The 26496-nt window shown below is 66.4% G+C and carries 25 protein-coding genes, 2 tRNA genes and 1 other RNA gene; 13 read left to right on the top strand and 15 right to left on the bottom strand.

The genetic code is table 11. From position 1 onward, the window contains the following. Positions 1–69 precede the first annotated feature (69 nt). Positions 70–164, bottom strand: an RNA gene (ffs, locus tag ACIBH2_RS28470) — signal recognition particle sRNA small type. 99 nt (positions 165–263) lie between these two features. Here ffs and ACIBH2_RS28475 point away from each other — a divergent pair. Continuing rightward, positions 264–1337 (top strand): hypothetical protein, encoded by a 1074-nt coding sequence (locus ACIBH2_RS28475; RefSeq protein WP_397122852.1) that lies wholly within the window; start codon positions 264–266, stop codon positions 1335–1337. Positions 1338–1390: 53 nt separating this feature from the next. Beyond that, positions 1391–1478, top strand: a tRNA-Ser gene (locus ACIBH2_RS28480). Positions 1479–1543: 65 nt separating this feature from the next. On the opposite strand, the gene ACIBH2_RS28485 is transcribed toward ACIBH2_RS28480, so the two are convergent. Both ACIBH2_RS28485 and ACIBH2_RS28490 read right to left on the bottom strand, forming a co-directional pair. Then, positions 1544–1744, bottom strand: coding sequence for a hypothetical protein (locus ACIBH2_RS28485; protein WP_397122854.1), 201 nt, complete (start codon positions 1742–1744; stop codon positions 1544–1546). Positions 1745–1894: 150 nt separating this feature from the next. Beyond that, positions 1895–3430 (bottom strand): wax ester/triacylglycerol synthase domain-containing protein, encoded by a 1536-nt coding sequence (locus ACIBH2_RS28490; RefSeq protein ID WP_397122856.1) that lies wholly within the window; start codon positions 3428–3430, stop codon positions 1895–1897. A 118-nt stretch (positions 3431–3548) separates the two neighbouring features. On the opposite strand from ACIBH2_RS28490, the gene ACIBH2_RS28495 reads away from it, so the two are divergent. Beyond that, a complete protein-coding gene (locus ACIBH2_RS28495; protein WP_397122858.1) occupies positions 3549–5195 on the top strand; it encodes a cytochrome bc complex cytochrome b subunit in 1647 nt (548 codons plus the stop codon). Between the two features lie 95 nt (positions 5196–5290). Here ACIBH2_RS28495 and ACIBH2_RS28500 read toward each other — a convergent pair whose 3' ends face one another. Further along, on the bottom strand, positions 5291–5500 hold the full coding sequence (locus tag ACIBH2_RS28500) for a DUF397 domain-containing protein (RefSeq protein ID WP_397122860.1): 210 nt from the start codon (positions 5498–5500) through the stop codon (positions 5291–5293). Positions 5501–5892: 392 nt separating this feature from the next. On the opposite strand from ACIBH2_RS28500, the gene ACIBH2_RS28505 reads away from it, so the two are divergent. From ACIBH2_RS28505 to ACIBH2_RS28515, 3 genes are read left to right on the top strand one after another with little or no spacing between them, the layout of a single operon-like run. Next, a complete protein-coding gene (locus tag ACIBH2_RS28505) occupies positions 5893–6411 on the top strand; it encodes a DUF309 domain-containing protein (RefSeq protein ID WP_397122862.1) in 519 nt (172 codons plus the stop codon). An 11-nt stretch (positions 6412–6422) separates the two neighbouring features. Further along, positions 6423–7385: a tRNA glutamyl-Q(34) synthetase GluQRS gene (gluQRS, locus tag ACIBH2_RS28510; protein ID WP_397122864.1), complete on the top strand. Its 963-nt coding sequence runs from the start codon at positions 6423–6425 to the stop codon at positions 7383–7385. Positions 7386–7440: 55 nt separating this feature from the next. Further along, on the top strand, positions 7441–8259 hold the full coding sequence (locus ACIBH2_RS28515) for an RDD family protein (RefSeq protein WP_397122866.1): 819 nt from the start codon (positions 7441–7443) through the stop codon (positions 8257–8259). A gap of 89 nt (positions 8260–8348) precedes the next feature. On the opposite strand, the gene ACIBH2_RS28520 is transcribed toward ACIBH2_RS28515, so the two are convergent. Further along, positions 8349–8954, bottom strand: a complete 606-nt coding sequence (locus ACIBH2_RS28520; RefSeq protein ID WP_397122868.1) for a DUF4190 domain-containing protein — start codon at positions 8952–8954, stop codon at positions 8349–8351. A gap of 148 nt (positions 8955–9102) precedes the next feature. Here ACIBH2_RS28520 and ACIBH2_RS28525 point away from each other — a divergent pair, with 148 nt between their 5' ends. Further along, complete coding sequence (locus ACIBH2_RS28525) at positions 9103–9774, top strand: queuosine precursor transporter (RefSeq protein ID WP_397122870.1); 672 nt, start codon at positions 9103–9105, stop codon at positions 9772–9774. Between the two features lie 31 nt (positions 9775–9805). Here ACIBH2_RS28525 and tgt read toward each other — a convergent pair whose 3' ends face one another. The 5 genes from tgt to ACIBH2_RS28550 form a co-directional block, all read right to left on the bottom strand. Continuing rightward, entirely contained in the window at positions 9806–11056 is a 1251-nt protein-coding gene (gene tgt, locus ACIBH2_RS28530; protein WP_397122872.1) for a tRNA guanosine(34) transglycosylase Tgt, read from the bottom strand. Positions 11057–11117: 61 nt separating this feature from the next. Then, complete coding sequence (locus ACIBH2_RS28535; RefSeq protein ID WP_397122874.1) at positions 11118–13076, bottom strand: ABC transporter ATP-binding protein; 1959 nt, start codon at positions 13074–13076, stop codon at positions 11118–11120. Beyond that, positions 13073–14806, bottom strand: a complete 1734-nt coding sequence (locus tag ACIBH2_RS28540; protein WP_397122876.1) for an ABC transporter ATP-binding protein — start codon at positions 14804–14806, stop codon at positions 13073–13075. Before ACIBH2_RS28540 ends, ACIBH2_RS28535 begins: the two co-directional genes overlap by 4 nt. A 65-nt stretch (positions 14807–14871) precedes the next feature. Continuing rightward, positions 14872–15381 (bottom strand): RrF2 family transcriptional regulator, encoded by a 510-nt coding sequence (locus tag ACIBH2_RS28545; protein WP_397122878.1) that lies wholly within the window; start codon positions 15379–15381, stop codon positions 14872–14874. Between the two features lie 34 nt (positions 15382–15415). Continuing rightward, positions 15416–16003, bottom strand: a complete 588-nt coding sequence (locus ACIBH2_RS28550) for a TetR/AcrR family transcriptional regulator (RefSeq protein ID WP_397122880.1) — start codon at positions 16001–16003, stop codon at positions 15416–15418. A gap of 211 nt (positions 16004–16214) precedes the next feature. Here ACIBH2_RS28550 and ACIBH2_RS28555 point away from each other — a divergent pair, with 211 nt between their 5' ends. After that, entirely contained in the window at positions 16215–18542 is a 2328-nt protein-coding gene (locus ACIBH2_RS28555; protein WP_397122882.1) for an MMPL family transporter, read from the top strand. 368 nt (positions 18543–18910) lie between these two features. After that, positions 18911–19705, top strand: a complete 795-nt coding sequence (locus tag ACIBH2_RS28560) for a hypothetical protein (RefSeq protein ID WP_397122884.1) — start codon at positions 18911–18913, stop codon at positions 19703–19705. 225 nt (positions 19706–19930) lie between these two features. Here the strand turns inward: ACIBH2_RS28560 and ACIBH2_RS28565 are convergent, their stop codons facing one another. The 4 genes from ACIBH2_RS28565 to ACIBH2_RS28580 all read right to left on the bottom strand — a co-directional run bounded on the left by ACIBH2_RS28565 (position 19931) and on the right by ACIBH2_RS28580 (position 22066). Then, entirely contained in the window at positions 19931–20497 is a 567-nt protein-coding gene (locus tag ACIBH2_RS28565; RefSeq protein WP_397122886.1) for a hypothetical protein, read from the bottom strand. Between the two features lie 303 nt (positions 20498–20800). Continuing rightward, a tRNA-Ser gene (locus ACIBH2_RS28570) sits at positions 20801–20888 on the bottom strand. A 56-nt stretch (positions 20889–20944) separates the two neighbouring features. Next, a complete protein-coding gene (locus ACIBH2_RS28575) occupies positions 20945–21439 on the bottom strand; it encodes a nucleoside deaminase (protein ID WP_397122888.1) in 495 nt (164 codons plus the stop codon). An 87-nt stretch (positions 21440–21526) separates the two neighbouring features. Continuing rightward, positions 21527–22066, bottom strand: coding sequence for a tRNA adenosine deaminase-associated protein (locus tag ACIBH2_RS28580; protein WP_397122890.1), 540 nt, complete (start codon positions 22064–22066; stop codon positions 21527–21529). Positions 22067–22124: 58 nt separating this feature from the next. Here ACIBH2_RS28580 and ACIBH2_RS28585 point away from each other — a divergent pair, with 58 nt between their 5' ends. Next, on the top strand, positions 22125–23075 hold the full coding sequence (locus ACIBH2_RS28585; RefSeq protein ID WP_397122892.1) for a prephenate dehydrogenase: 951 nt from the start codon (positions 22125–22127) through the stop codon (positions 23073–23075). 18 nt (positions 23076–23093) lie between these two features. Here ACIBH2_RS28585 and ACIBH2_RS28590 read toward each other — a convergent pair whose 3' ends face one another. Continuing rightward, positions 23094–23699: a putative glycolipid-binding domain-containing protein gene (locus tag ACIBH2_RS28590; protein ID WP_397122894.1), complete on the bottom strand. Its 606-nt coding sequence runs from the start codon at positions 23697–23699 to the stop codon at positions 23094–23096. Between the two features lie 201 nt (positions 23700–23900). Between ACIBH2_RS28590 and ACIBH2_RS28595 the strand changes: the two genes are divergently transcribed. The 3 genes from ACIBH2_RS28595 to ACIBH2_RS28605 all read left to right on the top strand — a co-directional run bounded on the left by ACIBH2_RS28595 (position 23901) and on the right by ACIBH2_RS28605 (position 26494). Next, positions 23901–25043: a DNA cytosine methyltransferase gene (locus ACIBH2_RS28595; protein WP_397123087.1), complete on the top strand. Its 1143-nt coding sequence runs from the start codon at positions 23901–23903 to the stop codon at positions 25041–25043. Positions 25044–25143: 100 nt separating this feature from the next. Further along, the gene (locus ACIBH2_RS28600; protein WP_397122896.1) at positions 25144–25581 is read left to right on the top strand and encodes a very short patch repair endonuclease; all 438 of its coding nucleotides are present in this window, start codon (positions 25144–25146) and stop codon (positions 25579–25581) included. A 193-nt stretch (positions 25582–25774) separates the two neighbouring features. Then, positions 25775–26494 carry a DUF998 domain-containing protein gene (locus ACIBH2_RS28605; protein ID WP_397123089.1) on the top strand — a complete coding sequence of 240 codons (720 nt, stop codon included), beginning with the start codon at positions 25775–25777 and terminating at the stop codon, positions 26492–26494. Positions 26495–26496: the final 2 nt, after the last annotated feature.

Below are 26496 nucleotides of genomic sequence, written 5' to 3' on the forward strand. Positions count from 1 at the left end.
TTACTCGCGGACGGCACCGAAGTGGCAGCTATATATCGATACTCGGACCCCGGGACCCCACCCGGAAAATAAAGGGGACCCAGCGCACCCGGCAGAGCCCGTTGACCCTTGCTGCCTTCCGGCCCTGGGGGAGTTCACAGGATGCGCGCCGCGCTGGATCCGTCGGCCAGTGTAGCCGCTCACCGAGACTCCCGCCGCCCCGGGTCGCTACGATCTGACCGACATTGCGGGGGTGGCCCGCTCTACACCGAGGGGAAACAGCAGTGACAGGCACAAACCCGCCGCCGGGCGGCGCGCAACAACCGGGGAACCACCAGGAAACCGCGCAATGGTGGGCCACGCCGCCCGCCGGAACGGATTCCCAACCGGTGCAGGGCGATCCGACCATGCTGAATTACAACCCGGGACAACAGGTTCCGGATCCGACCATGTTGAACTACGGCGGCGGCTACACCCCTCCCCCACAACCGGCCGCCGGGCAGCAGAACTACGGCCAGGCCGGGTACACCAGCGGCCCCGCGCCGGTCCAGCCCGGTTATGCCAGCGGTCCCGCGCCGGTCCAGCCCGGCTACGCCAGCGGGCCCGCGCAGCCGCAGTATCCGGGCGGCCCGCCGCCGATGCAGCCGCCCGGCTACGGCGGCTACCCGCAGTCGCCCGGCCCGTCGGGCAACAAGACCGGACTGATCATCGGCGGCATTGTCGGCCTGGTGGTGCTGGTCGGCATCGGTATCGGCGTGGTCGCGGTCACCAGCAGCGACGATCCCATCAAGATGGGCGGCGACGAGAAGTCGAAGACCAATGCCGACGGCAAGTACTCGATGGAGAACATCACCAACGCGTGCTCGCTCATCGATCCGTCGGTGCTGACCAAGTGGGCCAAGAACTCCTCGGGCAATCCCGAGCACACCGAGACCCAGCCGACCGAGTACACCGGCGGCAGCCTCGACTGCAAGGCCGGATACACCGAGCCCAGCGTCGCCAGCAAATACCACGACAACGAGGCCGACATCACGCTCGACGTCTCGTTCCTGGGCAACAGCGAGTACAGCAAGCCCGACTACGACTTCTGGAAGCAGTCCGATACCGGCACCACCGGCAGCGGCCGCTCCTCCGGGGACGTGACCGGCATCGGCGAGCAGGGGTACTGGAGCTCCAAGGTCGACGACTACTCTAGCTTCTCCGTCCTCGACTACACCGTGGCGGTGCAGGACAGCAATGTCTCGGTCAAGGTGAAGATCAGCCTCGACCGCGGCCAGGGCGAATCCGTCAGCAAGGACGAGGTGGCCACCGTCGCCAAGCAACAGGTCCAGAAGGCCCTCGACGGCCTGAAGAAGTAGGTCTGACGACCCGGTTTGCCTCCACCCGGGGGTCAGCCGGTATATTGCTCGACGGAGGATTCGCCTAGTGGCCTATGGCGCTCGCCTGGAACGCGGGTTGGGTTAACGCCCTCAGGGGTTCAAATCCCCTATCCTCCGCCACACAAGGCTCGGGCCGGAAGCGTTTCGCTTCCGGCCCGAGCTTTGTTTCCCCACAGGGTGGTCAACTAATGACCGCCGTGGCTGTGTTGGCCGCCTTTGACTTTCGCGTCCTGCGGCTGGGCCTGTGCGCCCTTGCGACCCGCCTCGTGCGGGTCGGCGGCGTTGGGCCCACCGAAGCTACCGGTGCTGGCCTGGCCGCCACGGCTGGCTTGCTGTTCCGTGTCCTTGCGATTGCCGAACTGTCCGGGGTTGTTCGGATCAGCCATTTCCGACCATTCCTTTCTCGTTCTCGTTCGCTGAATCACTGTGGACTCGCTGTCTCGGTCCACGTGTTCGCACTACCCGCTCGCACACGGCTAAACCTCGATCCGACAATTCGTGGCAAATGGTTGCGCACCAGTCGGATTGGTCCGTGGTCAGCGACGCAGCGCGGCGACGACCTCGTTCAGCGCCGTGTCCAGGAGATTCGCGTACGCGTCGGGGTCGGGAATGATGCGCGGGTCGGAGTGGACCGAAATCGTGATGGCGCCGCCCAATCCGTGCACGCCGTGGGTGAGGCGCATCACCGTGCCGAGTGCGGGGAAGCCCGCGGTGAAACGGACGCGGCCGCCGCCGAAGACCAGGTCGGCGGGGCCGCGATCGACGCTGGACACCACGGTGTGACCCGAAACACTGTCGGGCAGAACGTCTATCGGATAGTGCAGGACGTCCTTGCGCAGCACGGGAGCCGGGATGGCGAAGGTCACAGCGTCCTGCGCGCCGTGCAGCGGATGGCGGGCGCGGGTGCGGCGCGCGGTCAGGTCGGCGGCGATGCGTTCGGCGCGCGGTCGCGGATCCGCTTCGGCCACCGCGAGGTTCACCGAAAGGTCGCGGTAGCGATTGCGCGCTCCCGCCGCCGCACCGGCTACCGCCATGGGAACCTGCGCGGCCAGCTCCGGCGCGACCTCGCCACGCGCGGTCAGATAGCGCTGGAGGGCCAGCGATACAGCGGTCAGCACAACCACCGTGACGGAGTAGCCGGGTGTTCGCGTGTCGGTTGCCGATCGCACCAGCATGCGCACCTCGTGCCGCGGCGGACCGCTCGCGCCAGCGGGCAGGCCGGTGCCGTTCAACAGGTTCGGCGGATAGCCGGGTGAGGGCGGCGGAAGTTCACCCGCGTCGGTGAGTTCGGCGAGCGCGCGCTGGGCACGATAGGCCGCGACACCGCGAATCATGGTGCGGCCCAGCCCTACCGGGATGAGCGGTACGGCGGTGGCCGCTGACAGCCAGCGCCCGAATTCGCTGGTGAAGGCAGATCCAAGGCCGAGGACGGAACCGAAGGCAGCGGATGCAGCGGCACTCCGGGCTTCGTCGGCGCTCCCATTCGCGGCCGCCGCGCTGACAGGCGCACCCCCAGCCCCGGCAACGCTCCCTCTCGTGGCGGCGGCGCTGGCGTCTTCGGAATCATCGGCAGCACCTGCGAATCCACGTTCCCCACTGTCGGATTCACTGAACAGTGCGCGCGCGATATCCGCGGCGCGGCGGCCGTCCGCCAGGGCATGGGAGAGTTGCAGCACCGCCACCAGCGCCGGTTCGTCCGGATCCACCGGGGCCTGCGCGACGGCACGAAAGATATGCAGTCGCCACGGGCGGTGCGTGGCATCGAGGCTGGTGTCGAGGATTTCACCCAGTGCGGCGGTGACGGCCGTCCAGGTCGGCGTCGGCAGCTCGTGTTCGACGAATTGATCTTCAGCGAAATCGGCGGCGACCCAGGCCGGGTACGCGAGATTCGCGGGCGCGTCCCGCACGCGCAGCAGCAAATCCGGAATGTGGCTGACGCGCTCGGCGATTCGCGCGCGCAGGCGCGCGGTGGGCAACCCGGTGTCGGTGAAGCAGTACAGCAGAAACAGGTCGTTGCGGGTGCGTGTGGACAGCCAGTACATGGTCGCGTCCCGGGGCGCGAGCGAGTTCACCCGACGACGATATCGGCGCGGGGACGGGTGTGAAATTCCGGCCCGCGCGCAATGCCTGCGTGCTACCGTCTGTAGTAGAAGCCTTATCACTCTCCTCTGGGGGCGGGGTGACCGCACAATGGCAACGTCAACTCGCGCGACATCGACGCGCACCGGTCGTCGAGCGGCCGAACAAGCCAATGCCATGGACGAGCGGTATCAAGCCGCGGCATTTCTGAAAAGGTCCATCAACAAGGTATTTCCGACTCACTGGTCTTTTCTGCTCGGTGAAATCGCGCTCTACAGCTTCATCATTCTGCTGCTCTCCGGCGTCTATTTGACCTTGTTCTTCGACCCGTCCATGTCCGAGGTCATCTACGACGGCTCCTACCAGCCACTGCGCGGCGTCACCATGTCACGGGCCTACGAATCCGCGCTCGAGATCTCCTTCGACGTCCGCGGCGGCTTGTTCGTGCGCCAGATACACCATTGGGCCGCACTGCTTTTCACCGCCGCCATGATCGTGCACCTGTGCCGCGTCTTCTTCACCGGCGCGTTCCGCAAACCGCGCGAGGCCAACTGGGTGATCGGCGCGCTGCTGCTCATCATCGCCATGTTCGAGGGCTTCTTCGGATACTCGCTGCCCGATGATCTGTTGTCGGGCACCGGATTACGCGCCGCCTTCGCCGGAATCACCATGAGCGCGCCGGTGATCGGAACCTGGTTGCACTGGCTGCTGTTCGCCGGAGACTTCCCCGGCGAGATCATCATCCCGAGGCTCTACATCGCCCACGTGCTGCTGTTCCCGGGCATCATGCTGGTGCTGATCGTCGCCCATATCGCGCTGGTCTGGTACCAGAAGCACACGCAGTACCCCGGAGCCGGGCGGACCGAGCGCAATGTCATCGGCACCCGCATCGTGCCGGTGTTCTCCCTGGACCAGGGCGCGTTCTTCGCCTTCAATCTGGCCGTGCTCGCCATCATGGGCGGACTGCTTCAGATCAATCCGATCTGGAATCTAGGCCCCTACAACCCCTCTCAGGTCTCGGCGGGTACCCAGCCCGACTTCTACATGATGTGGACCGATGGATTCCTGCGCCTGTTCCCGGCCTGGGAGCTCTACATTTTCGGCCATACGGTGCCGGGCGCGTTCTCCATCGCCATCGTCATGCCGCTCATCTTCGCGCTGCTCATCGCTTACCCGTGGATCGAGAAACGGCTGAGCGGCGATCGCGTGCACCACAATCTGCTGCAGCGACCGCGCGATGTGCCCACCCGTACCGCCATCGGGGCCATGGCGCTGACCTTCTACGTCATTCTCACGCTGGCCTGCGTCAATGACATCATCGCGCTGACCTTCGACATCTCGCTCAACGCGACCACGTGGTTCTTCCGCATCGCGCTGCTGCTCGGACCGCCGCTGGCCTACTTCATCGCGTACCGGCTGTGCATCGGGCTGCAACGCGGCGACCGCTCGGTGCTGGAACACGGCATCGAAACCGGTGTGGTGCGCCGACTTCCGCACGGGGAGTACATCGAATTGCATCAGCCGCTCGGGCCGGTGGACGAGCACGGGCACCCGATCCCACTGGAGTACCAGGGCGCGAAGGTGCCGCGCAAACTCAATGAGCTCGGCGTCGCCGGACGACCCGGTACGGGCGCGTTCTTCCGGGCCGACCCGCCCGAGGAGCGCGACCTGCACCGCACCACGGAGCGCGAGGAGGAGCACAAGCAGCTCGCCGTCCTACGCCGTGCACAGGAAGACGGCAACGGCCACCGGCCCTGATACGGCGTCAGCCCAAACGGGTACGGCCCGACACACACCCCGACATGCGAAGAGCCCCGAGTCCGCACTGACTCGGGGCTTGGCGTTTCATCGGATCAGGCTCGTCCGAACTCTCCGTCGGAGACGCCCATCACGAACGCGTCCCATTCACCGGGGGTGAACGCCAGAATCGGCCCGTGGCCGTGGTCCTTGCTGTCGCGGACCGCGATGTTGCCGTCCCGCAGAAACGCGACTTCCACGCAGTTTCCATTCGGGCCGCTATGTTTGCTCTTGCGCCATGAGGCGCCTACCAAATCCACCTTCACGGTTGTAGCTCCTTCGCTGCGTCATGCATGAGGTATTGCTGGCATCGTTCCTGTGACACTCGAGACCGGCGAAAAGCCAGGTCTCGCAGTCCGCCTGTGGAAGCGCGCAACTGAGTGTGCAACCCGTTTCTCTGCACTTCACGATGGGAATGCGCCCCCGAGGCCGTTCCCGCGCTAAAGACTAGCACCGTTCGTCAATAGGAGATCGCATTCTTTCGAATTCAATCAGCAAATGCATGGCAATGTTTGCTGGCTAACTATTTGCGGAATAATTGCAGGAATGCGATACGTCCGAATATCGGAAGCCGCATATTTGTTGCGAGTCCAATTCGCGCGGGACCGGCGAACCGGCGGGCGAAACCGGACAGCCGACCGTCCGGGATGATGGGGGTATGGCCGAATCATCGCAGGACGACAGCGCCCGCGACCGAGATGAGACCGGACGGGCGCGTAATGCGCGCCCCCGTGATCGTTTTGGCCGCCCGCTGCCGATGGGCAGCGTCGGCGTACCTCGCATACCGGACGATCTCTCGTTGCCTCCTGCGGAAACGCTCGCCTACGCGCAACGACTGCTCGATGACGGACTCGCCTTCAACGCCCATGAGGTCCTCGAGGCGGCCTGGAAGAACGGACCGTTCGCCGAAAGGATGCTGTGGCAGGGCCTGGCCCAATTTGCCGTTGGCCTCACCCACATTCAGCGCGGAAATTCGAAGGGTGCGAGGACGCTGCTCGAGCGTTCCGTGGCCCGCCTCGAGGCCTTCGGACCACCGCCGTACGGGATCGACAGCTCCGGGCTCGTCGCCCACGCCACCGCTCTCCTCGCAAACCTGGACACCGGCGAACCCATCGCGGAGGAGAGGTTGCGGGTGCGACTCACCCGAGCAGAACAGGACTCGCGTCGACGCAACTAGGATCGGGTGACGTGTCAGCCGTCCAGCCCCACTCCGCGCACCGCTCCACCGGCGGTGGCGCGACCGTCGGCAAGGGGCGGTTCGCGCCCAGTCCGTCGGGGGATCTGCACGTGGGGAATCTGCGCACCGCGCTGTTGGCTTGGCTGTTCGCGCGGTCGACCGGGCGCGGGTTCCTCCTGCGCATCGAGGATCTCGATCGGGTGCGGCCGGGAGCGGCGCAGCGGCAGTTGGCGGATCTGGCGGCCATCGGGCTGGAGTGGGATCCGCCGGTGGTCGAGCAGTCCACGCGGCTCGCACTGTACGAGGCGGCGATCGAGCGGCTCACCGCGGCGGGGCTGACCTATGAATGCTTCTGTACCCGAAGGGAAATCCAGCAGGCCGCGACCGCGCCGCACGGCCCGATGGGCGCGTACCCGGGAACCTGCCGCGATCTCACCGCGGCCGAACGCGCCGAGCGCCGCGCCGCGGGCAGGCCCGCCGCGCTGCGATTGCGGTCCGCCGTCACCGATTTCACCATCACCGACGAGCTGCACGGCGAATACCGCGGCGCGGTCGACGATCTGGTGCTGCGGCGCGGCGACGGCATGCCCGCCTACAACCTCGCCGTGGTGGTCGACGACGCCGACCAGGGCGTCGACCAGGTGGTGCGCGGCGACGACCTGCTGCCCTCCACCCCGCGCCAGGCGTATCTGGCCACACTGCTCGGCCTACCCGTGCCGCATTACGCACATGTGCCACTGGTGCTCAACACCGAGGGCCAGCGCCTGGCCAAACGCGATGGCGCGGTGACCCTCGGCGACCGCCTCGCCCTCGGCGAAACCCCTGAGCAGGTGTTCGGTTTGCTGGCTCGGTCCCTCGGCTACCAGGCGAACACGCCCCCCGAACTGCTCGCCGAATTCCGACCCGCCGACCTGCCACGCGCACCGTGGCGACTCGATCCCGCGCGGCTTGTTGCGAGCAACCCGGGTCCGTAACGTACGCACTCGACCAGACCACCCGGACGCACATCGAACGAGGACGGCCACAACAATGACAAGCGGTGGGTACGACCCCAACCAGTATCCGCAGGGCGGACAGCCGTACGGGCAGAACCCCGGCGGCGGGCAGCCGTACGGCCAGCCGCAGTACGGGCAGCAGCAGCCGTATGGGCAGCAGCCCTACGGTCAGCAGTCCGACCCGTACAACCAGCAGCCGCAGTTCGGCCAGCAGCAGCCCTACGGTCAGCAGTCGGACCCCTACAACCAGCAACCGCAGTTCGGCCAGCAACCGTACGGTCAGCAGTCCGATCCCTACAACCAGCAGCCCCAGTTCGGGCAGCAGCAGCCCTACGGCCAGCCCGATCCGTACGGCCAGCAGCAGCCCTACGGCCAGCCGGGTTACGGCGCACCGGGTTTCGGCGGTCCGGGTTTCGGCGGCATGCAGCCGGGTGATCTGTGGACCCGCTTCGCCGCGCGCCTGCTCGACGGCCTGGTCTGCGCCATCCCGGCGGGCCTGGTCTCCTTCGTCTTCACCTCCCTGATCGGCGGCACCTTCGGCCAGATCGTCGGCGTCTTCTTCGCCTATCTCGCGATCACCGCCTACTTCGTGCTCATGGAGACGACCCAGGGCACCACCCTGGGCAAGAAGCTGCTGGGCCTGCGGGTGCTCGCGCCGGGCGGCGCCGCCAAGCTCGACCCGAAGACCTCGCTCATGCGCAACATCTTCGTCCCGGCCATGGCCATCTACTGCCTCGGTTGGCTGGTCAGCCTCGGCCTGTCGATCTACATCGCGGTCACCATCGAGCAGGACCCGAACAAGCAGGGTTGGCACGACAAGTTCGCGGGCGGCACCCAGGTCGTCAAGGGCTGACGACAGCGCGGGCGAAAGCCCGAGCCCCACAACGACAACGGCGGGTGCGCATCCCGAGGGATGCGCACCCGCCGTCGTTCGTGAACCGGCTAGTTGCCGACCCCGACACTGATGAGAAGGATCAACCAGAACGCGGCGGCGATCACCACACCCGCGGCGCCGACCCAGATGCCGCCCAGTGCGAGCCCACGCCCCTCCTGGCGGGTCTGCTTCACCTGATTGAGCGCGACCACACCGAGAATCAACCCGACAATCGGGAGCACCGGGATGAACCCGCAGAAGAACACCGTCACCGCGCCGAGGATCGACACGACCAGCGAGGCGATCGCCAGACCGTTGGCCCCGGCCGTCGGCTGCGCGTAGCCGTAGGGCTGATAACCCGGCCCGGACTGATAGCCCGGCATCGGCTGCCCGCCCGACTGGTAGCCCGGCATGGGCTGGCCACCCGACTGGTAGCCGTAGGCCGGAGCCGGGGCGGGCGGCGGAAAGGCCGAGGCGGCCGGATCCGGCTGCGGCGGAGGGTAGCTCGGGTACTGCGACTGCGGTTGCGGCATCACCGGCGGGGCTTGGTACTGCGGCGCGGAGGAGTAACCCGCGGCCGGGGGCTGCGGCACCGACGGGTTGGAAGCGTCGGGCTTGATGCCTTCACCGCTGTACTGCTTCCACCACTCGTCGGAATCGCCGGGATTCGTCATTCGCCCAGCCTATTCCACCGATAGGAGTGACGGGTATCCTGTTCACTTCGTGAGTGATGCATTACCGGCCGAAACGGTCGGACCTGGACGCCCCGCCACCGAACACGCGAGTTTCGCGAAGGCGGCGGGGGGCTACTACACACCGGTCGTGGCACTGTTCACGGCAGTTCTGATCATTTCGAACATCTGCGCCACGAAGGGTGTTCAATTCCTGACCGACCACTCGTTGACGCTCGGGCCGATCGAGATTCTCCCGATCACCACCGACGGCGCGTGGTTCCTCTTCCCGCTCGCCTACATCATCGGTGACGTCCTCAGCGAGGTGTACGGCTTCAAGTCGGCCCGCCGGGCGATTTACTACGGTTTCGGCATCCTGCTGCTGATGGTGGTGGCTTTCAAGATCGCCATCGAGCTGCCCGCCGCCGGGTTCTACGAGAACCAGGAGGCCTTCCGCAGCGTGCTCGGCACCACGCCGCAGCTGGTGCTCGCGGGTCTGTGCGGCTATTTCATCGGTGAGATGCTGAATTCGGCAACACTGGTGATGATCAAGGAGAAGACCAAGGAGAAGCACCTGTGGGCGCGGCTCATCGGCTCCACCGTGGTCGGCGAATTCGGTGACACGCTGATCTTCTGCTCCATCGCCGCCACGGCCATCGGCATCGACTCGTGGGGCGCGTTCATCAACTACGTGATCATCGGCTTCCTGTGGAAAACCCTCGCGGAGGTCCTCGTGCTGCCCGTCACCTACGCGGTGATCGGCTATCTGAAGAAGCACGAACCGTCCTACGCGCCGAGCAAGGCACCCGCGCTCGAAAGCTGAAGTGGCGGGGCCGTATCCACAGCCCCGGCGCCTACAGCCCCGGTGCTTTGATGCGGCCTTTCCACTGCCCCAGGAATTCGGTCTTGTATTCGTCGAATTCACCGCGTTCGATACTGCCGCGAATACGGTCCACGAGCCGAACGGTGAAGCGCTCGTTGTGAATCGTGCACAGCGTGGCCGCCAGAATCTCCTTCGCCTTGAACAGGTGATGCAGATAGGCGCGGGTGTAGTGCTGGCAGGTGTAGCAGTCGCAGTCCTCGTCGATGGGTGTGAAATCCCGGCGAAAACGACTGGTATTGATATTGAATCGGCCCGCGTCCACGTAGATGGCGGCATTGCGCGCCACCCGCGACGGGTTCACGCAGTCGAAGGTGTCGGCCCCGTTCTCCACAGCGACGAAGACATCCTCGGGCTCGCTGATGCCGAGCATGTGGCGCGGCTTCTGTTCCGGCAGCTCGTCACAGCACCAGCCGACAATGGTCCCCAGATTGTGTTTCTCCAGTGCCCCACCGATGCCGTAGCCGTCGAATTCCGTTCCGGCAGCACCTCGTAGCGCTTCCAGATCGCGACATGCCTTGCGCCGCAGGTCTTCGTACTGCGCGCCCTGGATGACACCGAACAGCGCCTGGTACGGGCGATGCGATCGGGCCTCGGTCAACCGCTCGTGTTCGTCCAGGCAGCGCTGCGCCCAGCGCCGGGTGCGTTCCAGCGATTCCTCTTGGTAGCCACGGGTGTTCATGAGCGTGGTGAGCTCGTCGAAGGCGAACATGATGTCCGCACCCAGCTGATGCTGGATACCCATGGACACCTCGGGCGTGAACCGGTGCTTGGAACCGTCCAAGTGCGACCGGAAGGTGACGCCGTCCTCGTCCACATGGGCCAGGCGCTCCTTGCCCTTGGCGATCACATCGTCGTTCTGCACGCCGACCGACTCCATGGCGAGCACCTTCTTGAAGCCCACGCCCAGCGACATGACCTGGAAGCCGCCGCTGTCGGTGAAGGTCGGTCCGGGCCAGTTCATGAACTTCGACAGCCCGCCCGCCTCGTCCACGATGTCCGGGCCGGGTTGCAGGTACAGGTGGTAGGCGTTGGCCAGCAGCGCCTGCGCGCCGAGTTCCTTCATGGCCTCGGGCAGCACCGCCTTCACGGTCGCCTTGGTGCCCACCGGAATGAAGGCGGGCGTGGCGATATCGCCGTGCGGGGTGCTGATCACGCCCGATCGACCGTGGCGGTCGTCGAGGCGGGTACCGACCTTGAAGGAGAAGGACTCGGGAGCGGACACCCGGACATCCTCCCAGCCGAGACCCGCGCCGCCGGGTGCGGGTCCCGGCCGGTGTGACGGGTCAGACCTTGCCGAGCGACACCGCGTCCTCGTCGGGCTCGTCCACATCCTCGTCGGTGATGGCCGCCGCGAACTGCGCGTTGTAGAGGCGGTAGTACGCCCCGCGCGCCAGCAGCAGCTGCTCGTGGGTGCCGATCTCCACGATCCGACCCTTCTCCATGACCACGATCTGATCGGCGTCGCGAATGGTCGAGAGGCGGTGTGCGATGACGAAACTCGTGCGATCGCGGCGCAGTGCGGCCATGGCGTGCTGGACGAGCAGTTCGGTGCGGGTGTCGACCGAGCTGGTGGCCTCGTCCAGAATCAGGATCGACGGCTTGGCCAGGAAGGCGCGGGCAATGGTGATGAGCTGCTTCTCACCGGCGCTGACGCCGGAGCCCTCCTCGTCGATGACGGTGTCGTAGCCATTGGGCAGGGCGTGCACGAACCGGTCCACGAAGGCGGCGCGCGCCGCGTCCAGAATGTCTTCCTCGCTGGCGGCGGTGTTGCCGTAGGCGATGTTCTCCCGAATGGTTCCGCCGAACAGCCAGGTGTCCTGCAACACCATGCCGATGCGTTCGCGCAGGTGGTCGCGGCTGATGCGGGTGATGTCGACACCGTCGATGGTGATCGCGCCCGCGTCGAGTTCGTAGAAGCGCATGAGCAGGTTCACCAGGGTGGTCTTGCCCGCGCCGGTCGGTCCGACAATGGCGACCACATGTCCGGGCTCGGCCACCAGCGACAGCTCGTCGATGATCGGGGTCTCGGGCTCGTAGCGGAACGACACCTTGTCGAATTCGACATGGCCGCGGTCCACCGGGCGCGAATCCTCGACCGCCGGATCGGGCACCTGCTCCTCGGCGTCGAGGATCTCGAAGATGCGCTCGGCCGAGGCCACCCCCGACTGCAGCAGATTGATCATGGAACCGATCTGCGTGAGCGGCTGGGTGAAACCGCGCGAGTACTGGATGAAGGCCTGCACCTCACCCAGCGACAGGCTGCCCGAGGCCACGCGCAGGCCGCCCACCACGGCGATGAGCACGTAGTTCAGGTTCCCCAGGAACATGATGGCGGGCATGATCAGGCCGGAGATGAACTGCGATTTGAACGAGGCGCGGTAGAGCTTGGCGTTGGTTTCGTCGAACTCCTCGCCCACCTCGCGGCTGCGGCCGAAGGCGGTGACCACCTCGTGCCCGGTGTAGGCCTCCTCCACCTGGGCGTTCACCTTGCCGGTGTATTTCCACTGGTCCACGAAGTGCGGTTTGGAGCGTTTGGCGATCTGCGCGGTGACGATGATGGCCAGCGGCACGGTGAGCAGCGCGATCAGCGCCAGCAGCGGCGAGATCCAGAACATCATGATGAGCACGCCGATCACCGTCAGCGTGGAGATGAGCAGCTGACTCATGGTCTGCTGCAAGGTCTGCGCCACATTGTCGACGTCATTGGTGACGCGGGAGAGCAGGTCGCCGCGGGGCAGCTGGTCGAAGTAGCTCAGCGGCAGCCGGTGGATCTTCTCCTCGATATCGGCGCGCAGCCGCTTGACCGTCCGGTTGATGACGGAGTTGAGCAGGTAGCCCTCGAGCCAACCGAACAGGGACGCGCCGATGTAGAGCAGCAGTACCCAGGCCAGCACCCGGCCGACGGCCGAGAAGTCCACTCCCACACCGGGAATCACATCCATACTGGCGAGCATGTCGGCGAAGGTGGTGTTGCCCTCGGCGCGCAGCTGCGCGACCACGTCCTCCTTGGAGGGTCCGGCGGGCAGTTCCTTGCCGACCACACCGTCGAAGATGAGGTTGGTGGCCTTGCCGAGGATCTGCGGGCCCAGCGTATTGAGCACCACCGAGGCGACCGCGAGCACGAAAATGACTGTCAGATACAGCCGTTCGGGTGCGAGCCGCCGCAACAGCCGCTTCAGGGACGGTCCGAACGATTTCGCCTTCGCGTCCGGAGCGCCCGGATTCGCTGCCCCGGGCCTCACTTGGCCTCCTCCGGACTCAGCTGCGACTCCACGATCTCGCGGTATTCGGTGCAGTCGCGCAGCAATTGGTCGTGCGTTCCGAGTCCGACGATCGCGCCGTCCTCGAGGACCACGATCTGGTCGGCCTCGCGAATGGTCGAAACACGTTGCGCCACAATGATCACCGCGGCATTCGCGGTTTCGGGCTTGAGTCCTTCGCGCACGCGCATATCGGTGGCCACGTCCAGCGCCGAGAAGCAGTCGTCGAACAGGTAGATGCGCGGTTTGCGCACCAAGGCGCGGGCGATGGCGAGGCGTTGGCGCTGGCCGCCCGAGACCGTCGTACCGCCCTGTGCCACAGGCGTTTCCAGCCCCTGGGGCATCTCGCGGACGAACTCCGCGGCCTGCGCGATCTCCAACGCGTGCCACAGCTCCTCGTCGGTGGCCTCGGGCCTGCCGTAGCGCAGATTCGAGGCGATGGTGCCCGAGAACAGGTACGCCTTCTGCGGCACCAGGCCGATCCGGCCGCGCAGCTCCTCGAGATCGACGTGCCGGACATCGGTGCCGCCCACGTAGACCGCGCCGTCGGTGACATCGATCAGTCGCGGCACCAGATTGACCAGCGTGGTCTTACCGGAACCCGTCGCGCCGACCACCGCGGTGGTGGTGCCCGGATCCACCCGGAACCTAATCGACCGCAGCACAGGCTTTTCCGCGCCGGGGAACTTGAACTCCGCGAAGGCGAAATCCACCGAACCCGGGTCAGACTCGAAAGGTCGCGGCTGCGGCGGCGGCTGCACCGAGGACACCGTCTCCAGGACCGCCCCGATGCGCTCGGCCGAGACCGCCGCACGCGGGGCCATCATGGCCAGGAACGACGCCATCATGACCGCCGTCAGGATCTGCATGATGTAGGACAGCATCGCGGTGAGCGAACCGATCTGCATGGTCCCGTTGTCGACATTGTGGCCGCCGAACCAGATGACGCCCACCGCGGTCACATTGGAGATCAGCATGACCAGCGGGAACATCATGGCCATATAGCGGCCGACATACAGCGACTGCTCGGTCAGCTCGGAATTGGCGACCCCGAAACGCCAGGTCTCCTGCCGCTCGCGCACGAACGCCCGGACCACCCGGATACCGGTGATCTGTTCGCGCAGTACGCGATTCACCGCGTCGATGCGATCCTGCATGCGCCGGAATCCGGGCACCATGCGGGTGATGATGAAACCCATGGACAGCGCCAGCGCGGGCACCGCGATGAGCAGCAGCCAGGACAGGCCGAAATCCTCGCGCAACGCCATGATGATGCCGCCCACGCACATGATCGGGGCCATCACCAGAATGGTGGCGCTCATGAGAATGAGCAGCTGCACCTGATTCACGTCATTGGTATTGCGGGTGATGAGCGACGGTGCGCCGAACATGCCCACTTCGCGCGCGGAGAAGGTGCCGACCCGGTGCAGCAGGGCCGCGCGCATATCGCGGCCCGCGCCCATGGCGGCCTGCGCGCCCAGATACACCGAGGTGGCCTGGGCAATGATCTGGACACCGGTCACGGCCATCATCCACAGGCCGGTGTTCCAGATGTAGCCGACATCGCCCTTGGTCACGCCGTTGTCGATGATGTCGGCGTTGAGGCTGGGCAGATACAGCATGGCGATGACCGAGATCAGCTGAAGCACGACGACGCCCGCCAGCTGTTGCCGGTAGGGGGCCAGGAACGTGCGAAGCAGTCTGAGCAACATGATGTCTCGCAGGCTACCGGCAAGATGCCGCCGACGCCCTCAACATTTTGAAGGGTCGCTAACGATCAGGGGTGGTCGAGGTCACGCCATTCGCCGTGCGGGACGGGGTCCAGCGGGCGCGGGCGGCGGCTCCAAGCGTCCGGGTCACGCAGCAGTTCGTCCATGAACGGGGGCAGCAGGTCGTGGCCGATATCGGCGATGCTGACGCGTTCCAATACCGAACGGATATTGACGCGCAGGGCGATCCACACCCGCTGCAGGGGCTCGGCCACGCCGGGATAGACGACATCCTCGGGGCGCTGTCCGCGCACCGAGGCGAGCGGGCCCTCGACCGCGCGAATGACATCGGCGACGCTGATCTCGGTGGCGGGCCGGGCCAGGCGGTAGCCACCCTCGGGACCGCGGCGGCTGGTGACCAGTCCGGCCTTGCGCAGCTCCGCGACCACCGATTCGAGCACCTTCGGCGGAATGTCCTGGGCCGCGACAATCACGTCGGCCTTCACGGATTTCGATTGCGCCCGGGCGATTTCGACGAGCGTCCGCACCGCGTAATCGACTTTCGCGGTGATGTGCACTGGGAGCTCCTGGGTATCGGTGGTGAAAAGGAATCTAGCGCGTCGGGTTCAGCACTCCGAGCGCCGAGTCCAGCAATACTCGCTCGACGAGTTCTTCGTCGGCATCCGGCGCGAGATCTTGCGACAGGAGTGCGACTTTGGCGATTTCCAGGGCGGCGCTGGCGCGCAATTGGGCCTCGCTGTCGGCGTCGGGTCCGGCCAGCCAGCGGCACAGTTTGCGGTGCATGGCCATCATGTCCTCGTAGCGGTTGCCGATGGCGTGGCCGACCGCGACGCCGTCCTTCACGAACATCTGGCCGATGGCGCGGTGCGCGAGCATGGAGTGCAGTTGGCGGGTGAGGACTTCGCGCGCGGCGTCGCGACTGTATTGCAGATCGTCGAGATCGGCGGTCATCTCGCGCAAATCCTCGAAGACCGGGTCGACGACGGCCAGTAACAGGTCCTGCTTCGAGGCGTAGTGATAGTAGAGCGACGCCTTTGTGATTCCCACCTCATCGGCGACCTCGCGCAGACTCGTGAGTTCGAAGCCCTTGGTCGAGAACAGCCGCAGTGCAACCTCGCGAATAGCGTCTTTCGTGCTTCTACCTGCGATTACTGCCCCGGGTGCTTGTCGGCCGGTCATCGGATGATCCTCTCACCACGCGTTGGTACTGCGATCAGCGCCACCCGGAAAGGAGGTTGTTCCTCCGGTTAGAGCCTGGGTAGTCTACCTACCGCACGGTAGGCAGAAAACGTCAATCTGGAGGCGGTCGCGCGATGGCGCGCCGCAAGAGCGGCTGTCTACGCGAAGCCCGGCACCAGCACACGCAAGCCAATCGCCCAGGAGACCCCTCGTGTCCGTATACCTCTATCGCTGGGGAAGGTTCGCCTTCCGCAGAAAATGGATCGTCATACCCGTCTGGTTGACCCTGCTGATTCTGCTCGGCGGCGTGGGCGGCGCGCTCGCCAAACCGTTCCAGGATCAGTTCACCATGCCCGGCCTGCCCTCGGAGCGGGCCACCGAAATCCTCGACGAACACTTCCCCGGCATGTCCGCGGCCTTCGATATGAACGCCGTGAGCGGGACCTACGTGATCGGCGCGCCCGAGGGTGAGAAGCTCACCGATCCGCGCAATGCCGCCACACTCCAGGCCTTCGTGGACAAGCTGGGCGCGCTCGACATCGTGAGCAAGGACAAGCCCGTCCTCAACCCCATCGAATACACCAAGGCGATGGGCGAGAAGGCCGGTATCAACTGCCTCACCGACAAGGGCAAGCCGGATTTCGCGGCGCTGTGCAGTAGCGCGCCGCTCAATGTGCTGAGCAAGGACGCACCGGAGTCGGTGGCGACCATCGAGGTCAAGTACACGATTCCGAAGTTCTCCGATATCACCCCGGCCGATCGCGAGAAGGCCGACGAGGTGGCGGCCGAGGCGCGGGCGAACGGACTCGAGGTCTACCTGACCGGGTCCATCGCGCAGGAGGCCGAGGCGGGCGGTGCGTCCGAGCTGATCGGTATCGCGGTGGCGCTGGTGGTCATGGCGATCGCGTTCGGGGCCATCGTGGCGTCCTTCGTGCCGGTGTTGACGGCGCTCATCGGTCTGGGCACGGCCATTTCGGTGATCATGTTCGGCACGCACTGGCTGACCATTCCGACCTTCACGCCGATTCTGGCGTCCATGGTCGGGTTGGCGTTGTCGATCGACTACGCCATGTTCATCGTGTCGCGGTACAAACACGAACTGAGCGTTGCGGATTCGCCGGAGGAGGCTGCGGGCACCGCGGTGGGCACGGCCGGGTCCGCGGTGATCTTCGCCGGTCTGACCGTGGTCATCGCGCTCGCCGCGCTGAGTATGGTCGGCGTCGGATTCCTCACCTACATGGGCATTTTCGGTGCGGTGTCGGCGGCCTTCGCGGTGCTGGTGGCGATCACGCTGCTGCCCGCGCTGATGGGCGCGTTCGGTCGCTTCCTGTTCAAGCCGAAGCTGCCGCTGGTGGCCAAGCACGATCCCGAGGACGACAACGCGGTCACCAACGGCATGCGCGTCGCCCGGTTCATCGCCAAGGCCCCGGCGCTGACGCTGGCCGCCAGCGTGGTGGTGCTCGGACTGCTGGCCGCGCCCGCGGCCGGGCTGGAACTCGGTCTGCCGGGCGGGGATTCGAACCCGAAGGGCAGCAGCACTCGCGAGGCCTACGAGTTGCAGACCAAGGGCTTCGGCGAGGGTTCCAACGGCACGCTGATGGTGGCCGTCGACCTGTCGAAGGTGGCGGACGGCGAGCGCGAGCAGGCCGTCTCCGAGCTGCGTGAGCGGTTGGCGAGCTACCCCGGCATGGAGTACCTGACGGTGGCCATGCCCAGTGAGGACGGCCAGGCCATGCTCTTCACGGGCGTGCCCAAGGCCGGGCCGAACGATCAGGCCACCAAGGATCTGGTCGAGGACGCCCGCGCGGCCGAGGCCGAATTCCAGGACCGCTACGGCATGGAGTACGGCATCACCGGCACCACGGCCATCTACGCGGATGTGTCGGCTGCCCTGCTCAGCAAGATCATTCCCTACCTGTCCCTGGTGGCGGGTGCGGCGTTCATCCTGCTGGTGCTGGTCTTCCGCTCGATCCTGGTGCCGCTGACCGCCGCCTTGGGCTTCCTGCTCTCCATGGCGGCCACCTTCGGCGCGACAGTGCTCATCTTCCAGAAGGGCCTGTTCAACCTGGTGGAGCCGCACCCCCTGGTGAGCTTCCTACCAATCATGTTGATCGGCTTGGTCTTCGGCCTCGCCATGGACTACCAGGTCTTCCTCGTCACCCGCATGCGCGAGGAGTACGTCCACGGCAAGTCCTCCAAGCACGCCATGATCAGCGGCTACCACCACGGCGCCCGCGTGGTCACCTCCGCCGCGGTGATCATGATCTCCGTCTTCGGAGCCTTCATGCTCACCGACAACGTAGTGGCCAAATCCATGGGCTTCGCCCTAGCCGCAGGCGTCTTCTTCGACGCCTTCATAGTCCGCATGATCGTCATCCCCTCCCTCCTGGTCCTCATGGGCACCTACGCCTGGTGGATCCCCAAGTGGCTCGACCGCATCCTCCCCGACATCGACGTGGAAGGCGCCAAACTAGCCGCCCTCCGCACCAAGCCGGAACAGGAAACCGTCGAACTGGAAAAGGAACCAGCAGGAGTCTGACCGCCTGAATCCTCGGCCCCCCATCCACCCGGATGGGGGGCCGACGCCGTTTCGGGGTGTACGCATGAAAAAGCGGTGGCGGAGGAGTGCGAATCCTCGTTTCCGCAGCAGCACTATCGGGCGATTTCTCGCGAACAGCAAGATGGAAACCCGGCTCAGGTTCACACTGGTCGTCGAACGTACAAGTGCATTCCGCGCGGTGCGTAGCGGGTTTGTTGGGACCGAAAGCCCCGCCCGCTGGAGCGGTGGCTGCGAGTGGCCTCGCGCTCGCCTCGACGATGAGGCGCGCTGGGCAACCGGCACGCCACGCACGTCACCGCGACCAACCTGGGGTTGTGGAATCATATGGGCTAGAACGGATCTGAGACATGGGCAAGAAGAAGCCGTCGAAGAAGACTGGTAACTTCCGAACAGACACGAAGGGCTTTGACCTGTTCATGGTCGCGATGAGGGACATCATCGCGGACACCTTGCAGCCCGTACTCGGAGACACCGCGTTAGGTGACGTGGATGGTGCCGCCATAAAGTCGCTGCGCGATGGGCTTCTCGAGGACGGCTACTCAGACTTGTACGCCGAGTTGGTGAGACTGATGCTCATCGACGTCCTCGGCCTCGCCGAGGAACAGGGTGCTGTCGCGGAGAACGCAGCGATGGAGTTGTCGTCGTCCGTTGGCGGTTATGCGAACTTCTTCCAGAAGCTCGAGTCCGGCCAGGCCATGATCGAGCCGGAGTCCTTCCGCAAACTGATCGCCCATGTACTGAGGCGGTATGTGCTTCCGATCCGAGCAAACGCCAAGCCTGGGATGGTGCTCAACGATGCCTGGTCGGAGGTCGAACGCATTGCAGGCGATACATCCAGTCTCTATGTGGGTTTCGTTCAAGTTGTTTTCGCCGAGGCAGTTGTGGCAGGACATCGGGACGGATACGACCCGTCCGCGTTGTTCAGCCCGGCCGGGCCGATGGACGATCCCTACCAAAACATGGTCACCATGCTGGAGAATCTTCGTGAGTCCGAGGACGGCAGGGCCAGGTTTGAAGAGTTAGTGACCAGCGATGACCAGGATGTGCGCAACGCCGTGCTGATCGCGACGTTGACCACGAGATCCTTAAGCAGTTCGATCTGCAAACCATGGCGTCGCACAAGAGGCTGCACCGCGACGTAGTCGCTTTCGTTGCTGGTTTGACCTGGGACGATGTGAATTTCGATGCTAACGAAATAGCTATCCCGGAGGAGCTTGCTGCACGGCTCGAAGCAGAACGTGACCGGATGTGGCGTTGATTTCACACGCTAACGAATCGGGTCCGGTCTGAGCGATGGCCCACCTGCTAAGGCGCTGTCGCATGTACGGGGCAATGGCCCCGGATTGGGGGCCGAGTTCGTTTCCGAACTATATGACCTCCGGTTGCGCGGCTTCGCCGGACGCGGGCGGCAACCAGGGCTGGTCCCCCGGCGGCAGCTCACCGCTGCGAACCCCGAGATCCGCTCGCGCACATTCGTAGAACTCGTTCCGCCGCCGCCCCATCTCCGCGTACATCCGGATGTACTCCGCATGCTCGACGGCATGCCCCCTGGCAGGCCATCCCAGGTCCCAAGCCGCCCGATTCCACGCCCGCGCCGCCGCCACGGCCTCAGGCGAGCCGAGCAGCAGCACGGCTTCCCACTTGATGGTCTTCTCCGCCTCCGCGTCGGCGAGGGCCCGCAACCCCGCCTCGGTCTCGATCGGCTGCGCCACAGCCGGATACCCCCGCGCCGCCGCGAGCCGATACGAAACCTGCACATACTGCTTCAACGCATTCGCGTACTCGCTGTAGGCCGCCAACCGCTTGTCATCCCACCGCGTGTCCTGACTCCTCCGCCACTTCGCCCGCTCCGTCAGCGTCGTCGCGGCAAACGTCGACCCAGCCCCCAACACCACGGCGAGCAACGTAAGCAGCTGCTGTACAACAGGATTCACCCTTTCGAGTGTGCCCGGCTCACGGCATCGCCGCCCTCGTGTCCGCCGATCCGGCGACTAGGGGCTAGGCGGCTTTCGCGGATGGTCACTGACGAACCACCTGGAGCGCAAAAGCAGCCTCATCCGGTGGGACTGGTCAGCCAGATCGCGCTGCCGGATTGGGACAGCCTCAGTTCACTCACGCCCGAGCAAGAAATCACGTGATCGAGGTCATGTTCGATCTGCTCGAGCGGTTACCAGATGACCGTGTCACGGCGAAGAAAAAGCCCCGCCCCTGGAAGGTTCCAGGGGCGGGGCTGGGAGCGGTGGCGGAGGGATTTGAACCCTCGGAGGGGGGTTACCCCTCACACGCTTTCGAGGCGTGCTCCTTAGGCCGCTCGGACACGCCACCGCCGGTGACTTTACCTGATGGGGGGTTGGATTCTGAAATCGGATTCGAGGGGGAGGTCAGGGGCGGTGGGGGTGGAAGAAGTTCTCGAGGAGGGTGGCGCAGTCTTTTTCCAGGACTCCGGCTCGGACTTCGGGGCGGTGGTTGAGGCGGCGGTCGCGGACCACGTCCCAGAGGGAGCCGACGGCGCCGGTTTTGGGTTCCCAGGCGCCGAAGACGAGGCGGCCTACGCGGGCGAGGGTGAGGGCTCCGGCGCACATGGTGCAGGGTTCGAGGGTGACGGCGAGGGTGCAGTGTTCCAGGCGCCAGCCATCGCCCAGCACTCGCGCCGCCGCGCGCAGGGCCAGGACTTCGGCGTGGGCGGTGGGGTCACCGAGGGCCTCGCGGGCATTGGCGGCGCGGGCGAGTTCTCGGCCTTCGGGGTCGAAGACGACCGCGCCCACGGGGACGTCGCGGGGGTCGGCGGCCGCGGCGGCCTCGATGGCGGCTCGGATCATGGCTTCGTCGGAGCGCAACGGGCCTCCGCCAGCCCAGGATTCGCGCACGTCAGCCATGACGCACCTGTGGATGGTCGGGGACAACGCGCGAAACGGCGGCCGTGGGAAGTACGGCCGCCGGGAGCGAACTGTGTCCGCGCACTGTCAGCGCGGGAGTTTGTCGAGTACCGCCGAGAGCTCGTTGGCGAAGCCGAGGCGCTGGGCGATCATGCCGAGCTGCTCGTCGGGGTAGAGGTCGGTTTCGGCGAGGATGACGGCGAGAACCGGCTCGGGGAGGCCGAGGTCGGCGAGGACGGCGAGGTCGCCTTCCTCCCAGGGCTCGATATCGTCGAGTTCGTCGGGGTCGATATCGGGGATGTCGACATTGATCGCCTCGAGGACGTCGGCCGCGATGTCGTAGTCGATGGCGGCGGTGGCGTCCGACAGCAGCAGGCGGCTGCCGGTCGGCGCGGGACGCAGGACGATGAAGAACTCGTCGTCGACGTCGAGCAGGCCGAAGACCGCGCCGGAACTTCGCAACTCGCGCAACTCGCGTTCGGCTTCGGACAGACTGGACAGGGCCGCCTGGGTCAACGGGGTGACCTTCCAGGTGGCCTCTTCGCGGACAACCGCCACTGCGAACCCTTCCACGTCGTCGTAATCATCCGACGCCGCCCTATTCGCGCTCGAGCGTTGTGCTGCCATGCGCGCAACGGTAGTCCGCTTCGGGGGAAATGTTGAAGTCGTATGCGAATCTGGTGCGATGACGGGCCATCGGAAACCAGCTGTGTGTGTCCTCGGAACGGGATTGATCGGCGGTTCGGTCTTGCGCGCCGCCTTCGACGCGGGCTACGAGACCTGGGGTTTCAACCGATCGGAGGCGGGTGCGAAGGCCGCGCGCTCCGACGGTTTCGATGTGCGCAGCGATGTCGAGGCCGTGCTCGGCCGGGCCGCGGACAGCGATGCGCTGATCGTGATCGGCGTGCCCATGCCCGCCCTCGATGCCGTGCTCTCCGATATTCGCACCTTCGCACCGAACTGCGCGCTGACCGATGTGGTGAGCGTGAAGGGCCCCGTCGCCAAGACGGTGCACCGGCACGACCTCGGCGCGAAGTACGTGGGCGGGCACCCGATGGCGGGCACCAGTGAATCCGGTTGGGCCGCATCCACTCCCACCCTGTTCAAGGGCGCGGCCTGGGCGGTGAGCGTGGACCCGGGCGTACACGCCGAACCGTGGACGCAGGTGGCGCGACTGGCACTGGACTGCGGCGCGGTGGTGGTCCCGGTGCTCGCCGCCGAACACGACCGGGCGGTCGCGCGCATCTCGCATCTGCCGCACATCCTGGCCGAGGCGCTCGCCATCGCGGGCGCGGGCGGCGGGCCACTGGCGCTCGGACTCGCGGCGGGCTCCTTCCGCGACGGCACCCGCGTCGCCGCCACCGCACCCGAATTGGTCCGCGCCATCTGCGAACCCAATGCCGAGGCGCTGCTCGAGGTGCTCGACGACAGCCTGCGCGTCCTCACCGCGGCCCGAGACAGCCTGCGCGACACCGATTCCATCGCCCAACTCGCCGCGGCCGGGCACGACGGGCGCAACGACTACGACACCTTCCAGCGGTGGGCGATCACGGGCATCACGCCGGGCGATCACGACTGGCTCGCGAAGCTGGCCGATGCCGGGCGGCGCGGCGGGGTCCTCGAAAACCTGGACTGAGCCCCGGATTTCGCGGTCTCAGATGCGCTCGGCCAGACCCGGGTAGTCCAGTAGGAACCCGTCGGCGTCCACCGTCACCGTCGCACTCGACACCGGCGACAGCACGTGGATGCCGTCCGGTCCGCTGCTGTAGGTGAGGCTGGCTTCCTGCACCAGCAGATCCGGCAGGCGCACGTACACCACCGGCACCTGAATGTCCTCGGAGGTGTGCGCCAGACCGTAGCGGCGAATCGGCAGCGTATTGAAGAACGGGCTCAACACCATGTCCACATCGAGCGCCCCGCCGAAGGTGGAGCGCACATGCGTGGTCCCGGCGTCGATGAGCCAGTAGTTCTCCTCGTCACGCGCGATGGAGGCGTGCCGCTCACCCGCGGCGATGGTGCTGCGCAGCGACAGCCGCTTGGTGACGCCGTTCTCGTCGGTGACCAGGTCGTAGGAGGCGCTGAACGCCTCGTGCTCCGCATTCGCCCCGGCGATGATCCGACCCGCCGCGCGAATCCGGTTGCCGTTGAGCACCACCCGGACCGACTCCATCCGGGAGCCGTTGTGCGCGCGCCAGGTGATGACCGAGGGCCACCGGGCGCCCGTCGCTGTCGTATCCTCGCCGCCGTTGTCCGTCGTCACGCCTCTACCGTACGTCCACGGTGTGGCGCCCCGGCGAACACACGGCAGCGCGTGTGAAGTTCACCCGGCGTGTTCTCGGGTGTACGCACCCCCGCGGGTCCGCCGTCGCGGTGTTGATCACGGTCGGTTCGCCGCGACTCGAGTAACGTGCTGACCGGCACATGAGACTCGGGTGAAAGGACAGCTGTGGCGAGCGCGCGGATGGTGGGCCTGTTCGCCGGTATCGGCGGACTGGAACTCGGGCTCGCCGCGCACGGTTGGCGCAGTGAACTGCTGTGCGAGATCGATACCGGCGCGCAGGCGGTGCTGTCGGCCCATTTCCCGGATGTCCCAGTGCATTCCGATGTGAAGAAGCTGCGCGCGCTGCCCGCCGGAACCGAACTGGTGGCGGCCGGTTTCCCCTGCCAGGACCTGTCGCAGGCCGGGCGCACCGCCGGAATCACCGGGGCGCGTTCAGGTTTGGTGGACGAGGTGTTCCGGCTGGTGCGGCGCAAGCGCGGGCCGCGCTGGCTGTTGATCGAGAATGTGCCGTTCATGCTGCAGTTGGGCGGCGGCGCGGCCATGCGGCACATCACCGCGGCGCTGGAGGAGCTCGGCTACCTGTGGGCGTACCGGGTGGTGGACGCGCGGGCGTTCGGTCTGCCGCAGCGCCGCGAACGGGTGCTCATGCTGGCCTCGCGCACCGACGACCCGCGGCCCGTGCTGTTCGGCACCGACGCCGGTGAGCGCGTGGTCGGCGATCCGGCGCACGACCCCTGCGGCTTCTACTGGACCGAGGGCACCCGCGGCCTCGGCTGGGCGGTGAACGCGGTGCCCACGCTGAAAGGCGGCTCGGCCCTGGGCATCGCGAGCCCGCCCGCCATCCGCCTGCCCTCCGGCGAGATCGTCACCCCCGGCATCACCGACGCCGAACGCCTCCAGGGTTTCGACCGCGACTGGACCGCCCCGTCCCTGTCGGTCCCCGGCATTCGAAAAGGCCACCGCTGGAAGCTCGTCGGCAATGCGGTGGCCGTGCGCATGGCCACCTGGGTGGGCGGCCAACTCGCCTCCCCCTCCCCCGAAGCCATCCCCGGCACCCCCCTCGACCCCGGCCACCGCTGGCCCACCGCCGCCTGGGGCCACCAGGGCGTGGTCCACCGCGTCCCGGTCTCCACCTGGCCCGTCCACGCCCCCTACGAGGATCTGCGCTGGTTCCTCGACGACTCCCGCCTCCTCTCCGCCCGCGCCACCGCCGGTTTCCTCCGCCGCACCCGCATGGGCTCCCTCCGCTTCCCCCCGGGCTTCATCGACGACGTCGAAAACCACCTCGACCGCATGGGCGGCCGCCCCAGCGAAGCCGCCTGAACCCCAACCCGCCTACGAGGGGGGAACTGGTGGCGGACATCTCTCGCACGATGCCGCCACCAGTTCCCCCTCGTGTGGCGCGGGCAGAATGGGGGGCGCTATGGATGGAGACCGTGGGGTGAGGGGTGGGCGGCTGGTCACGGACGCGGCGACTAGGGCGCGGATGGCGCGGCAGCGTCGCGTGGGGACCAAACCCGAGGTGGCGCTGCGGCGGGAACTGCATCGGCGGGGGGCGCGCTTTTTCGTGGACCGGGCACCGCTGGCGGGGCTGCGCCGCCGGGCCGACATCGTGTTCCCGCGCCGCAAGGTCGCGGTCTACGTGGATGGATGCTTCTGGCACAGCTGCCCGGAGCACGCCACGTCGCCCAAGAACAATGCCCGGTGGTGGGCGGAGAAGCTCGCCGCGAATGTCGTCCGGGATCGGGATACCGATGCCCGGTTGGCGGCGGCGGGGTGGACTGTGGTGCGCGTGTGGGAGCACGACAGTGCCGATGCGGCAGCCGATCTGGTGATGGGAGCGCTGGGGCGGATCCAGTGAGGCAGCGACCCCGCCAGGTATGCCATGCGGTGCCAGCGTTTCGGAGGTGCCGGGTAGCGCTACACGGGCACAATGGAGCGGTGGCGGACCATCCGACCAGTTCGATCCGGCCACAAGGGCGGGCGCGTGGTGCGCTAGTGACCACTAGGTGACCAGGAGAGCGGGCGAGTCAGCGGCGAAAGTGAGCATGGCAATGACGCCAGCCGAGAACGAGCGGGTGACGGGTGCGGACCAGTCGGACCCGCCGCGCTATCGCCGCATTCTTCGGTGGGCCGTCGCAGTGCTCATCGTGCTGGCCGGAATCGGCTATTCGTCGTGGGTGCTCGAGTTCGTCCTACCGATCGATATCGACCCGACGACCTCGTTCCTGAGCCAACTGGCCGAACACGGCGCGCCGTTCCGCTGGGTCTTCACCACGGGCGACACCGTATCGGGCGCGTTGCTGGTGATCGCGGCCGTCGGCGGGTTGACGGTATTCGCCCGGCGTAGGTACTCGACCATCGGATGGATCGCACTGGGCTGCTTCGGAGCCGCGACCATCGCCGACGCGCAGGCCCCGCTGAAGCCGGAGGACCCGACCAGCCTCTCGGACAAGGGCCTGGTCCCCCAACTGCACCAATTGCACGCGCTGACAAGCTCGTTGGCGGTGTTCTCGATCTTCATCGCCATGGTGGCGTTCACCGTCGCGGCCTTCCGGTACCGCCGCTGGCCGATCCTGCGGCACACCGGCCTGTGGATTCTCGTCATCGGCTCGGCCGTCACCGCCTGGATGCTCATCGCCGACAATCTCTCCGGCGACTACGGCCTCGGCATCGCACAGCGCATCCAGGTGGGCGCGATGTCGCTGTGGCTGGTGACGCTGGGTGCGCAGATCGCTGTCGCAGAGCGGGCGAGCGGCCGCCACCCTCGGTAGTG

It is taken from the genome of Nocardia sp. NPDC050406 (genome assembly GCF_044459025.1).
Taxonomy (GTDB): domain Bacteria; phylum Actinomycetota; class Actinomycetes; order Mycobacteriales; family Mycobacteriaceae; genus Nocardia.

What these genes read in the sequence shown, in the direction of transcription:
- ACIBH2_RS28485 (WP_397122854.1), bottom strand. Translation starts at nt 1,744, where the DNA reads ATGGCTGATCCGAACAACCCCGGACAGTTCGGCAATCGCAAGGACACG.
- ACIBH2_RS28495 (WP_397122858.1), top strand. Translation starts at nt 3,549, where the DNA reads ATGGCAACGTCAACTCGCGCGACATCGACGCGCACCGGTCGTCGAGCG.
- ACIBH2_RS28505 (WP_397122862.1), top strand. Translation starts at nt 5,893, where the DNA reads ATGGCCGAATCATCGCAGGACGACAGCGCCCGCGACCGAGATGAGACC.
- ACIBH2_RS28515 (WP_397122866.1), top strand. Translation starts at nt 7,441, where the DNA reads ATGACAAGCGGTGGGTACGACCCCAACCAGTATCCGCAGGGCGGACAG.
- ACIBH2_RS28520 (WP_397122868.1), bottom strand. Translation starts at nt 8,954, where the DNA reads ATGACGAATCCCGGCGATTCCGACGAGTGGTGGAAGCAGTACAGCGGT.
- ACIBH2_RS28540 (WP_397122876.1), bottom strand. Translation starts at nt 14,806, where the DNA reads ATGTTGCTCAGACTGCTTCGCACGTTCCTGGCCCCCTACCGGCAACAG.
- ACIBH2_RS28550 (WP_397122880.1), bottom strand. Translation starts at nt 16,003, where the DNA reads ATGACCGGCCGACAAGCACCCGGGGCAGTAATCGCAGGTAGAAGCACG.
- ACIBH2_RS28560 (WP_397122884.1), top strand. Translation starts at nt 18,911, where the DNA reads ATGGGCAAGAAGAAGCCGTCGAAGAAGACTGGTAACTTCCGAACAGAC.
- ACIBH2_RS28575 (WP_397122888.1), bottom strand. Translation starts at nt 21,439, where the DNA reads ATGGCTGACGTGCGCGAATCCTGGGCTGGCGGAGGCCCGTTGCGCTCC.
- ACIBH2_RS28580 (WP_397122890.1), bottom strand. Translation starts at nt 22,066, where the DNA reads ATGGCAGCACAACGCTCGAGCGCGAATAGGGCGGCGTCGGATGATTAC.
- ACIBH2_RS28585 (WP_397122892.1), top strand. Translation starts at nt 22,125, where the DNA reads ATGACGGGCCATCGGAAACCAGCTGTGTGTGTCCTCGGAACGGGATTG.
- ACIBH2_RS28595 (WP_397123087.1), top strand. Translation starts at nt 23,901, where the DNA reads ATGGTGGGCCTGTTCGCCGGTATCGGCGGACTGGAACTCGGGCTCGCC.
- ACIBH2_RS28600 (WP_397122896.1), top strand. Translation starts at nt 25,144, where the DNA reads ATGGATGGAGACCGTGGGGTGAGGGGTGGGCGGCTGGTCACGGACGCG.
- ACIBH2_RS28605 (WP_397123089.1), top strand. Translation starts at nt 25,775, where the DNA reads ATGACGCCAGCCGAGAACGAGCGGGTGACGGGTGCGGACCAGTCGGAC.